The sequence below is a fragment of the Halorubellus litoreus genome (genome assembly GCF_037081675.1).
Lineage (GTDB): Archaea > Halobacteriota > Halobacteria > Halobacteriales > Natrialbaceae > Halorubellus > Halorubellus litoreus.
On the sequence record NZ_JAZAQL010000002.1, the window covers coordinates 838,917 to 851,072 of the forward strand.

Sequence of the window (12,156 nt, forward strand, 5' to 3'; positions counted from 1 at the left end):
CAAGAGGTCGTAGATTGCGTCCGCTGACAGTTCTTCCTCCTGGAAGACCTAACTGAACGAGTCTTCGAGCATCTCCTGCTGGGAAAGACTGTTAATTATCTTGCTCGACAGTACAGGCGATGACTCGAGAAATCGCGACCGTCGTCGCCTCTATGCTTCGGAGCGACGATATGTTTTCAGTAGACGATGGCGGGGTATGGATTCCAGATCTGGATAGCTATTCGTTCTCGATGCAGGAACATATCGCACGAGCGTTGGAGCTCCACGGATACGCGGCTTCGACGTCGACCCGAAGTCATGCTGGACTCCGTATAGACGTGCCCGAAGCGCATTCGATCGACAGTCGTCAACTCAAAGCGATTCACACGGATGCCTACGGATACACTGGAAGGGTGGCCGGAATTGATGCCCAAGGCCAGACCTTCAACAACCATATCACTGAACCGGGGAGCGTGTTACAAATTCCCGATCTGGGTTGGGTAGACGGGAGCGAACGCGTTGTTGTTGGTAAATACAGTGGCCTGTATCTCGCCGAGGTACACACGGACAGCGTAGAGACGTACGATAACGACGATACGTTCCAAGTGGAGGTTGGTCAAGGCAGACAAAAAGAGATGGCTCTTCACGAGATGGGGAATCAAGGTCGAGTGATTGTCTACAAGGGCGAGTGGAATGGGTATCCCCAGGAGCGGTTCTAAAACCTCGCTGGATTTCAAAGCGACAGATGGCGATTGGCTTGTTCTGCAAGCAAGGCTACGAAACGTTAAGTTCCCGAAGAAGTTTGGTTGGTGACATGGACGCCACGAGTTCAGGGGAAAACATAATCGAAGAACTCGGCAACACTGATTATACGCTCGATGAACTGTTCGATGAGAATGTATTTCATGTTCCTCGGTATCAGAGGTTCTATTCTTGGGAGAGATCGGAATGGGCCGATCTTTGGAACGACCTGTCTAACATGGCTAAGAATAATCGGGAACACTACATGGGTACGGTCATCTGCAAGGAAGAGCCAACCCCGATCTTGACTGAAGAGGGTACCAATCAGTACCGGAATTATGCAATCGTCGATGGACAACAGCGATTCACAACCCTCATTATACTCATCAAGGCAATAGCCTCGGTCTACACAACAATGAGCTCAGAAGAGGCATCGGAGGAGGGGGGTGGGAACCATACAGAGGAAAGCGTCGAATTGAGCCGGAAGAGGTTTTTGAGAGATTGGAAAATCAGGCTGGCTAATAGAGAGAGTCGGTGCAAGCTGCGACTCCAAGACGACGACAACGATACGCTTGAAGCCATTTTGGAAGAAGATATTGACGAGACGGCGACTGAGACCCCATCCCAGGACAGATTGATACAAGCCTATAGGTTCTATCGAGAGGAGTTGAAGGAACGGCAAGAGGAGCTTTCCCACGGACAGTTCATCAGCCATCTTGATGAGCTGCTTTCCGCTATCCGGTCGCTCAATTTCATTGTGTACACTGTCGACAATTCCGAGCAAGCCACCCTGATATTCGAGTCGATAAACGACCGCGGGATCGGTCTGAGCAATCTGGACAAGACGAAGAGTTTTCTGATGCACAAGGTGTACCTCACTCAGGGAGAGAATCCCCATTCAGGAGTCAGCGTCAACGGTGTCCAAAAGCGGTTTGGACGCATTTATCGGTGGATGCAAGACATCATCGAAACCGACCGTGTCTCCGATATTGGTGAGGATCAAATCCAGCGGTACCACTACATCTCGACTATCAACAAGACGGTGAATAGCAGCTATCTCCGTCAGGAGACGAACCGTCGGAACAAAACCCTCCGCTCGGGAGCGACAGTCTATTTGGGGGCATTGAAATGGCATTTCACCAATCTTCACGAGGAGAACGACCTCTCGATCTACGACTCGTACCCACGGGACTGTCCGGATGAAATTGACTCGTACACCAAGAGTCTCCGCGACTATTATTCGCATATGGAAACAATCGGATCGTACCGGCAGGACGGAGAGTACAATCCCGATATCGACTGGGAACTGCGGAAAATCTTCGCTCTCGACAGGCTCGGGAACTTCTATCCAATTCTATTAGCGGTTTGGGATGAGTACGATAGCGGCAGCATCTCGGAAGACGAACTCTACGAGATGCTTCAACTGATCGAGGTGGCGTCTTTCCGGATTTACACGACTGTCAGCCGTTCCGATACCGGTCGGAATCGCTTCTATTCCGTCGCTAACGATATTGGAACAGGCGAAAAAGATGCCACGTGGATAATCGAGGAGTTGAAAGACTGCATTCGGTCGAAGGAAAACGACTTCGAGGGGACGCTCCGGAACCAGAACGCGTACAATTCGCTCCGGTACAAGGATCTTAGATACCTCCTGTATTCGTACGAACTCTATCGGAGGGATGAGGCAAAGGGTGGCGACGTGTCGAGTATCGAGAAGGCAGCAGACAACGCCGGAAACGAGTACACGCTCGACCACATCTGGCCGAACGATACTCAGAAACTCGAACTGAGCGAAGAGGAGGAAGAAGTCCACGAAGAGGTAAAGCACAGCCTCGGCAACCTCACGCTGACGACGGGGCCGCGAAACTCCGGCTGGAAGAACCTGCCGTACCCGAAGAAGCGGAGCCGGATGGACGATGACGAAGAGAACGATTCCGACTACCTGAACTCCGACTTCACGATAACCAGAGAGATTGCCCGAGAGAACAAGGAGTGGGGAGAAGATCAGATCGCAGGACAGTTAGACGACATCGTTGATTTTGCGAAGCGACGATGGAGTCTGGAAACCGCTGAAAGACAGCCACTGTCCGAAATCAGGCCTGCAACACCTGACTGAAGACTCTGGGGACGCCCAAGAGCAAGGTCTCTGTATAGCGACCAGGAAGTCGGTTCTGTGAGAGCGGGCGTAGCTTCTCGTCTCGAACTTAGAGGTCGTAGGAACTCAACCGATACCCTGCTTTGGTCGACGGGGCGGGTTCCAGCGTGGCATACTGGATCTCGGCGACCGAGTCCGCGTCGAATCGGACGTTCGCCCGGAGGACGAGGTAGTCGTCGTTCTCGTTGACTATCCCCATCACCTTCTGCTGGTCGCGTTCCAGCTGGGCGTACTGTCCGGTCTTCACTTCGAGTGTGACCGTCCGCGAGACCTCGCGGTCGGAATCCGAGTAGAGGTTGCTGAGTCGAATCGTCAGGTCGGCCTGCCACTGGATGCGCTCGGTCGACCCGTCCTGTTGGACGTCCTCGTACGTGAAGTGCCGGCGATGACGAACCTGCGTGTAGATCGACGACGGGCTGTCCGACTCGAAAGCGGGGAACAGTGCGTGCGGACGCTCTTCGACCACCGAACGGAGGTGCGTCCTCGCAATTCCCTCGCCCATCTCTCCCTTCCTGTTAGACGACAGGCTACTGAACCACTCCTCCGTGATCTCGGCCTTGCTCATAGGCAGTCTTCTCGGAGAAGGCTCTTCAGATTGTGGACGTGTCCCCACCAGCCGGGAGCGGAAAGCTATACAACCCTCCCGAGAACACGTAGGAGACAATCAATGTCTAAGGAAATCGGTGAGTCAAAAGAAGGGGAGCGGAAGACGCTGCCCATAGAGAAAGGGTATCCTATTGAGCAGGTGAATGACATTGTCGATAGAGAAAATCAATCGAAGCGATACTACCGGCCACTCTATACCATGCATAAGTGGTGGGCCCGGCGACTCGGGTCAGTCTTCCGAACAATTTCTCTTTATACACTAATTGACGACCCAGCCTCACTGTCAATACATGACGCAGGCAGCGACAATCAGAAGCTCGGCGACTTCTTGGATAATCAAGACTCTCTCAGAGACCTCGTCAACAATGTTGACTTAGGTGACCCAGATTCCCTCTGGCAACTCTACAACAAGGATGTTCGCGTGGAGAACAAGCGTGTTCTTGACCCATTTATGGGAGGGGGGACTTCGTTAATTGAGGCATCACGATTCGGTGCCTCAGTCGTTGGAAACGATCTTAATCCAGTAGCTTGGTTTGTGACAAAGAAAGAATTAGAGGCTGGAGAAACTGACATCGCCGAACTTGAGGCGGCTTTTGACCAAGTCGAGAGTCAGGTGAAAGAGGAGCTCACTGACCACTATAGCACTGAGTGTCCTGAGTGCGAGAGGACTGCGGACGTTATGTACTATCTTTGGGTCACGGAACTGGACTGTACCTCCTGTTTCGAGACTATCTCGCTGTTCAAAGATTATAGAGTAGCGAAGGGCCGCTACGGCAACAAAGGGAAGTATAACATTCTCTGTCCAGACTGCGAATCTATATTCCACGTCGACGATTGGCGTAGCGAATGTGAGTGCGATTGTGGTAACGAATTTATCCCTGCAGAAGGGCCAGCAAAAGGTGCCGAGTATTCCTGTACGAGCTGTGGCCAGCAATACAGTGTGATGGATGCCGGTCAAGAGCAAGGCGGGTACGGCTCTCGGATGTACGCTATTGAGTACTACTGTCCACACTGTGACGAGGAGGGGCGCGATCGAAGCGTCTACAAGGGGTACAAGCAGGCCGAGGAAGTAGACATCGAGAAGTACGAGAACGCAGTAGAAGAATGGCAAGAGAGCGAGGGCTTAGAGTCGTACGTTCCCTCCCAAGAGGTACCACTGGGAATTCTCACGGACAGTACCGCGTTTGAGGGTAGCATCGGTGGAGGTCATAATCTACTCGGCCACGGTTATGATGAATGGACAGACATCTTTGACGAACGGCAACTCCTCTGTCTGTCCAAACTACTCGGTGCTATCGATGACGTCGAGAATCAGAACGCGAAGGAATACCTATTGCTCGCCCTCTCTGACTCCCTGATGTTCAGCAATACTTTCACTATCTATAATCGTCAGAGACACAACATAGAGGGCATCTTCAAAACGAACTCGTTCAAGCCACAGAAGGAGTACGTCGAGAATAACGTATGGGGCACGGAGTATGGCCGAGGGACATTCCTGAAAAGTTGGAAGAAAGTTCTAGCCGGTGTCGAATGGGCGGAAGCTCCTGTTGAACGATACATCCAAGACGGCTCAACGAAGAAGACTGAACCGTTCAATCAGCCAGTCGGAGAGAATCACGAAGTTCACTGCGGAGATATGCGGGAGTTGGAGTACGAGAACGAGTTCGATGCTGTCCTCACTGATCCTCCGTACTACAACAACGTAATCTATTCCGAGCTATCCAACTTCTTCTACGTCTGGCAACGCCTCTTGTTAAAAGACGAATACGAATATTTCGAACCGGATACGACCCCTCGGGCCGATAGCATCGTCGCTAACCCTGCAGAGGGGAAAGATGAGACCGATTTCGAAGAAGAACTGTTTCAGTCTTTCTCGAAGGTACATCAGGCGCTAAAGCAGGACGGCGTACTTGCGTTCACTTATCACCACAGTGACGCCGAATCGTGGGGTGAACTGCTAGGCGCTCTCTGTGAGGTGGGCTTCGAAGTCACAGCCACATACCCAGTAACTGCCGACACGAACCGTGCGACGTACAAATTGAACGAAGGTGAGTCGGTGGACTTCGATATTATCATCGTTGCCCGCCCCGCTCAAGACCGCCAGCCAATCTCGTGGAACAGCCTCCGCCGCAATATCTACCGAACTGCCCAGAAGACCCGACAGCGTCTTGAAGAGAATCGCGACCTCTCTCGCGGCGACATCGGTGTCGTTGAGATGGGTCGGTGTTTCCACGAGTACTCGAAGCACCACGGCAAAGTCGAACGCGCCGGCGACACGATGACCGCGAAAGACGTCGTCGACGAAATCTATGGCGTTATTCAACACGGCAGCGACATCGGCGAAATCGACGTGTTCCTTGATCTGATTGAGACCCCGGACGCGTCGTTCAACGACCTCAACAAGCTATCTCGTGGGACAAACGCCACACCCGAACGCATGGAGGACATGCAACTCTACCGAATGGACGATGGCTTCAAACTCGGGATGTGGGATGACGAAAAGCGCATCGCGTATATCCAGTCACGCCTCGACAGTGACGAGGAACTCACCAACCTCGACAAAGCCCAGTTCCTCCGCTATCGCTGGGAACACGGTAAGAACGTCTCCGACTACCTCAGTAAGTGGGAGATCACCGACGACCTCCGCGAGCTGTGCGAAGGACTGGCCGACGCGACCGGCGACGATACCTACCGGAACATTCTGGAATCCCGCCTGAGCGACTACTGACGACAGCTACCGCTTGAATCATGGGGAAATCTCACAAAACACCTGCCAAGAGAGCCGGCAAAAGTCCCGTAGCATACCGGGATGAGCGATGGGCTCTCCCGTCAGATTCAATGGCTATTCGCAGGTACAAGAGCCGGGAGCATTTCAAAACGCTCGTTGAAGAGGAAGAACTCTACTTTGGAGCTGCTCGAAAGTATCACGAGGAGGACTTTGACGACACCGAAGGACAAGCGACAGATGCTACTCGTGAAGCCGAAGACGCTGGGACGCCCCTATCAGCTTTTGCACCAGCCGAATACCTCGAAGACCTCCGGCAAAACTCGATTGGTCGCTTCTTCCTCAATTGTTGGAAACTCGGAAGAGATGAGAACCACCAGCACTGGGACGAATTTGGCGAGATTGCTATAGAGACCACGGTCGGGAGATTGCGGAAAGCAATTTCGTACGAGTATCAGCTGTATATGGGAATGGTGCGGTACGTGGACGACCTAGTAGAGATTCCCTCTGTTCCAGAAGCTGCCTATTTCTATAAGCTGCTGGAATTCGCGAGCGAAAACGAATTCAGAGTCGTACTTGACCGAGACCCACAGTTGGTGTTTCAACCGTCAAAAGAACCACCAGATTGGGACTATGACGATTCACTCAGTGTCGACATTGACGTCGAACAGCTGATTACGCAGGTGATTGTGCGGCCTTCGGCCGACAATGAGCTGGTCACATTTGTGCAAAATACGCTTGCCGATAACGGACTCGATGTACCAGTGAAGAGGTCTCGTTTAGATTGGAACAGAGATCCTGCACCCTGTCGAATGGTTTATGGAAACCAGAATATCCGACTTATTGCGAAGCATTGGAACAAGTTACTCACCCGTGAGATCGCAAGAACAAGCACGATTTGGGATGGTGTAGATTTGGTTGAAGTCGTGCCTCCGGGACAGGAGACCGAAAACTTTGCTCACTACGAGATTCATCGTTTCAAGGACTCAGATGTCCCCGATCCAGCGGACTACGGACATGATTACCTGAACTACTCCATTTCAGTTCGACGGTTCAATCAGGATGGCCTCCAAAAGGAATGGAAACGTGGGTCTGCGTTCAACTGAATCCCTGAACTTCGACAGCGCCGTGCGAGATTTTTCTGAGGGAACAAGACGAATCCCGCCTGACCGACTACTGCCGGATGCTCACCTCTGGGATGACGTCGTCCCAGACAAAATCCAACTCGCCTTCTAATTTCTTCGTATCTGCCGAAGTGACGTTGACACTCTGTTCAGTCCACTCGATCTCGTCGAAGACCTCTTTCTTCAGTTCCGGATTCGTCTCTACGACGGGACGAGAGAAATCTCCCTGATGAGACGTTTCAACCCGAATTGGCTCCGTTTCCCAGGTCTCTCCTGTCTCTTCGACCTCATCCAATGGCTTCCGATCCCCGAACCGGATGTCAGTATCACTTCCGTTTGGTGGAGCAGCCTCAGAGTGTACGTAGAACAGGTCAAACTGGGCGGATTCACCACGGTTCAGATCGATCCTTGTGGGTGATTCCGACTCGTTCCATGTCGGAACCAGATCGATGACGTATCTCTTCTGAATGGTTACCTCGTGTAACTCCTCTCCATCAGGGCCAAAGTCAGGCACTTTCTCGGTCGTCTCACGAAAACCAACGAGCCGGATTCGGGGTTTGCAATTCGAGGCGACCGACCTCCCGGTATTCGAGATTTCCACACGGTATTGACCCCACGCCATCGACTCCTCTGGATGCGACTCTCCTTCCTTGAGAACTCCCGAAGTGAATTCAAGTTCGGGACGAGAGATGAACCGCCAAATCCCCTTCGCACCGAGAGTGGCGACGAGACCGCCGACAGCACCAGAGAGTAACGTTGTTACGATGCTCATTTCCAACAGTTCACAACAGCCTCTGCGGTGACAGATATAGTAGGCGGATTTCGAGTATGTGATCAGAAGATGTTTGCTGTGGTGATTGATTAGTGGCGCCGGCAGACGGTTCTCAATTCACGATGGATTCAATTACTCCAGTGAGGGCCCCCTCAAACCACGTCAGGTCTATGATGGCGTATGCGCAGAGACCGAGCATGACCGTGAACAGTACGTAGTAAATCCACAGGTCGATCTTGAACTGCCGCTTCATGTCTTCGCTGCCGTCGCCCTCTTTGATGCCGTTGAACGTGTTCTCGTCAATTCGGTTTTCGTACATCGAATAATATTGTTCCCGACCGTCTTCCGTGGCCTGGAACTGTTGACTCAGACTGTAAGCCGTTCGAAGCCCCAGGGCGATATACACGATTACAGGGATCAGGGAAGCAGTCAGGGCGGTTTGAATCGCCGTGATGCTCGATAGCTGTGAGATTATCCCTGCCCAGGTGATTGCCACGTATGCGACCATTCGAAACAGGTCTCGATTCAGGTTGTTGGCCAGCCCCCTTCGAATGTCAGAAAGCTCTCGATGCGTGTTGAAGACGTATTCAGTGACGTCCTGCTGGACTTCGACGAATTCCTCAATGCTGTCTCGGATGTAGAACTCGAAGTTCGACCTGACGCTCTCTCCAATGTCACCGATCTCCGTGATCATCCCGGAGACAGTCGTCGAGTAGAGAGTGGCGATATTCCTGAAGACAGAGATTCGATCGGTCGTTCGCGAGCTGTATATCCAATTGAAAAGTTCGATGAAGGTCTCGACAGTCTCCTGGTCAGCATCTGCTAATCCATCATCTACAGCACTTTCCTCGAGCGTCAGTCCCTCCTCCTCACTATTCAGAATGAGATCCGATTCTATGACTCGGCGACCGTTGATTCGAACTTGCCATCCGTCATCCGTTACTCGGCTAACGTTCGAGACGCCCAGAATCCCAGAAGCTAGTCGATAGGGACGGAAGAGGGAGCGAAGTTGGGCTGCGAACTCGGACTGGGAAGAGGAGTCAAGTTTCGTGTAATCTGGGGGGAGGTACTGGTCGTCAAAGTGGTCAATGGCACATTCCCGGCGAATTCGCTGATACTGGTCGCTGATGTACGAGTCCCGCTGGAAGAAAGACTCCAGATCGGGTTCGCCAAGACGCTCCGGGGGGAAGTAACCCACCTCGGGGCCTGAAACCGCCTGATCCAAATTCCGGATGATGAACAACCGCTTGCCCTCGTCACAATAGAAGACATCCTTCAGTTCTGCGAACGAGGAATCCTGAATGTCACTGATTACGTCGGACTTCTCGAAGTAGTAGCTTGCACAGCAACTTTGGTCAAGTTGGCTCTGAACGTACTCGTCGATGTGCGATCCGTCAACTACGTATTGAAATTGGCAGTCGATAGAACCCGCCTCTACTAACGAACGGATACAGTCCTCAAGGTCGGCTCTGGAAGATACCGAGTTGCTGCGAAGAGATTGAATAGCCGTCTGAGCATCATCCTGGCTAAATAACCGACCAGTGTCCGCATCATTGTCGGAGCTGTTGGTAATCGTTACGTCGCCCGAGGTCTCCCAGAGGGCCCGATACTCGAATGAACCAGCCTGATGGTCGAGTTCAAAAACCAGGTTACGACCATCAATAAACTCGCGTATATTCTCGACAGTATCGAAGACTGAGCCGAGTGCCTCGGCGGAGATGTCGTCTTCGATTTTCAGACGACGGCCAACGACCTCGGTTGCCCAGTCATCCTGAAGTCGGTCGATAGACGATTCCAAGCCAGACAACATTAGCTGTCTAGTACTTCCGTGTCGAGTTCAGTTCCGCGTATTGTCACGGTTACCCCATCGTCGCTCTCTTCCTTTTCAACCATGTCCTCCGCAGTCGACGGGAAGCGGACGCGTATCTGTTTGTCGACCTCGTACTTCACTGTACTTGGCAGGTTCTCTGTATCAATGGCGAGAGCATCTGGATTGTCCACCCCAAGGCGATCTGCCAACTCATCCCGTGAAACTTCCCGACCGACGATGTCGCTCGCCACCTCGGTCACTTCATCGATTCCGACGATACCCGAGTCTGTGCGGTCTTTCAGGTCTCTAAAGCGTGAAGTATCAGCCCCGTCAGCACTCTGCCCTGTATGCTCCTTCTTTAATTCACTCACTACCTCAAACACGTTCTTCGCCTGCTCCAGAGAGCCCTCCTCTATATCACATTGGAGGAACTCGTGGAAATAGTCAGAGACAGAGCCGGACTGATAGAATTTGACATCGCCAGGAAGTCGATAGCCTTCCGACTGCACAATCGGATAGATGAGGCCCTTCTGCAGCTCTTTCGGTTCAGGGAATATGTCCTCCAAGTCCAGTTCTTCGATACCTCGATCGTCTGCCAGTTTCAGTCGTTGTTCCTCAACTAGATCCAGCTTGAGAATCGAGACAATCTGGTGTTCGTCATCGTCGAGAAGAGTCTCTCCAGAAATCGTGGCTTGGATGATAAACAAGACGCCATCGTTTGCTCGAGGGTGTATCTGTGAATTCAACTCTTCGGCTAGCGCCTTCGATGCTGCCTCAAAATCGTCAGGAGAACCATCAAAATCGGTCGTTCTCGCCGTTTCTAGCCACTCTTCTGAATCCGTATCTGAAGTGACAAAGTCGCCACGCGTAACGTCAGCTATGTCGGTTTTCACCACGACCTGTTGGATGTACCGTTCGAAGAGTTCCAAGTCCTCGTCGACGTCCCCACCGACCGATTCCTTCCATTGATTTGCATTGTCGAGATCAGGAGAGACAGGTGAATAGGTCATCGAATGTATCTCCGAATTCATGTTGAAAAGTGCAACTAACGCGATTGGTAATAGGTTTTCCCTTGGATCCTTGGTGGGCACTCAGGTGCCCAAATACCAAGCATCAGATCGGAAGGATCAAAATTTCAGGCCCCGTGAGAGCTAATTCTCAGTAGCCATCGTAAGTACCTCAGAGACGCCCGCCTCAACTGTTTCCCGTTCGAGTGACTCAACCATCTCCATCTCTTGTCGAGTACGGTGACTCGGGTACGACTCCCGTTCCTCGTGTCGGCTGGGGAGTTTCCGAACGACATCGTGGAAGTTCACGTCGACGACTTCCAGGAGTTCAGGAGATTTCTCGGGTCTTGCTTCGATATTCCACCGCACCCCATCGGTAGTAATTCCGACCGTGGCTTCCCCCAAGTCGCTCTTCAGGTAGTCCTCCATCTGCTCTTTGCCGTATTCGAATTTGTTCGGAGTCTTCACCTCGCCGATGACGGCACAGTCCAGGCCACAGTCGAAGTTCTTGATCGCGAAGTCCGGACGCGTCTTGTCCCACTTCGGGTAGCCATACGGCTGTGCCCAGCACTCGTAGTCGAGGAGTTCCAGCGTCGGCCAGATGAGATACTGCTCGACGAACCGCTCTGGGTGCTGTCCGAGCTTCTTTCCCTTCAGGTATTTCCCTTCTCTAGCGACGTTAGAGAGATGAACCGGGACATCACGGCGAGAGAACTCGTCGGCGAAGTTCTCGTAGACCCGAAGGAGCTGCTCCGCAAGCCCGGAGTGATCGGTGATGCTGGTCGAGGTAATCTTTTCAGAGGTCATCGGTTCAGAAGTCGTCCCTGTGCTTCTCGTGGAACTCTTCGATCGAACTGCAGTCGTGGTCGTCGCGACGCGTAATCCATCCGCCGAATCGGTATCGTCGCCAGCACTTCTCGCCATCGATGAAGACGGGATTATCGCCAACGTCAGGGTCGAGCCGTATCGCATTCGTCCCGTCTTCCTTCTCGACGATGGAATCCCGGTCGAGATACTCGTTCCCGTGCTTGGGCCGAGCAGCCTCCTCCGTCACCGCACGTTCGTCGCACGCGTCGCAGACGAGGTTCGCATAGTTCGATGCGAAATCAGGGTCGTAGCCCTCAAACGGTTCGCCGCAGATGGCGCATACTTCCTGTGGTTCTCCCGGTGGATATTCGACCATACTCGAATCAGTAGATGCTGTAGCCGCAGTTCGGGCAGTCGTACCCGGTCGCTT

The 12,156-nt window shown here is 52.6% G+C and carries 10 protein-coding genes; 4 read left to right on the forward strand and 6 right to left on the reverse strand.

Features of this window, described 5'->3' with window-relative positions:
• Positions 1 to 119 precede the first annotated feature (119 nt).
• Together VYJ16_RS11435 and VYJ16_RS11440 are read left to right on the forward strand one after the other, a co-directional pair.
• Complete coding sequence (locus VYJ16_RS11435) at positions 120 to 698, forward strand: hypothetical protein (RefSeq protein WP_336350433.1); 579 nt, start codon at positions 120 to 122, stop codon at positions 696 to 698.
• Between the two features lie 95 nt (positions 699 to 793).
• The gene (locus VYJ16_RS11440) at positions 794 to 2,836 is read left to right on the forward strand and encodes a DUF262 domain-containing protein (RefSeq protein ID WP_336350434.1); all 2,043 of its coding nucleotides are present in this window, start codon (positions 794 to 796) and stop codon (positions 2,834 to 2,836) included.
• Between the two features lie 88 nt (positions 2,837 to 2,924).
• On the opposite strand, the gene VYJ16_RS11445 is transcribed toward VYJ16_RS11440, so the two are convergent.
• On the reverse strand, positions 2,925 to 3,440 hold the full coding sequence (locus tag VYJ16_RS11445) for a hypothetical protein (RefSeq protein WP_336350435.1): 516 nt from the start codon (positions 3,438 to 3,440) through the stop codon (positions 2,925 to 2,927).
• Between the two features lie 102 nt (positions 3,441 to 3,542).
• Here VYJ16_RS11445 and VYJ16_RS11450 point away from each other — a divergent pair, with 102 nt between their 5' ends.
• Positions 3,543 to 6,209, forward strand: a complete 2,667-nt coding sequence (locus VYJ16_RS11450) for a DUF1156 domain-containing protein (protein ID WP_336350436.1) — start codon at positions 3,543 to 3,545, stop codon at positions 6,207 to 6,209.
• A 20-nt stretch (positions 6,210 to 6,229) separates the two neighbouring features.
• Positions 6,230 to 7,312 (forward strand): hypothetical protein, encoded by a 1,083-nt coding sequence (locus VYJ16_RS11455; RefSeq protein WP_336350437.1) that lies wholly within the window; start codon positions 6,230 to 6,232, stop codon positions 7,310 to 7,312.
• A gap of 67 nt (positions 7,313 to 7,379) precedes the next feature.
• On the opposite strand, the gene VYJ16_RS11460 is transcribed toward VYJ16_RS11455, so the two are convergent.
• The 5 genes from VYJ16_RS11460 to VYJ16_RS11480 form a co-directional block, all read right to left on the reverse strand.
• Positions 7,380 to 8,102, reverse strand: a complete 723-nt coding sequence (locus tag VYJ16_RS11460) for a hypothetical protein (RefSeq protein ID WP_336350438.1) — start codon at positions 8,100 to 8,102, stop codon at positions 7,380 to 7,382.
• Between the two features lie 112 nt (positions 8,103 to 8,214).
• Positions 8,215 to 9,900 (reverse strand): hypothetical protein, encoded by a 1,686-nt coding sequence (locus VYJ16_RS11465; protein ID WP_336350439.1) that lies wholly within the window; start codon positions 9,898 to 9,900, stop codon positions 8,215 to 8,217.
• A gap of 11 nt (positions 9,901 to 9,911) precedes the next feature.
• Complete coding sequence (locus VYJ16_RS11470; RefSeq protein ID WP_336350440.1) at positions 9,912 to 10,943, reverse strand: nucleoid-associated protein; 1,032 nt, start codon at positions 10,941 to 10,943, stop codon at positions 9,912 to 9,914.
• A 120-nt stretch (positions 10,944 to 11,063) separates the two neighbouring features.
• Positions 11,064 to 11,726 carry a hypothetical protein gene (locus tag VYJ16_RS11475; protein ID WP_336350441.1) on the reverse strand — a complete coding sequence of 221 codons (663 nt, stop codon included), beginning with the start codon at positions 11,724 to 11,726 and terminating at the stop codon, positions 11,064 to 11,066.
• Positions 11,727 to 11,730: 4 nt separating this feature from the next.
• A complete protein-coding gene (locus VYJ16_RS11480) occupies positions 11,731 to 12,102 on the reverse strand; it encodes a hypothetical protein (protein WP_336350442.1) in 372 nt (123 codons plus the stop codon).
• Positions 12,103 to 12,156: the final 54 nt, after the last annotated feature.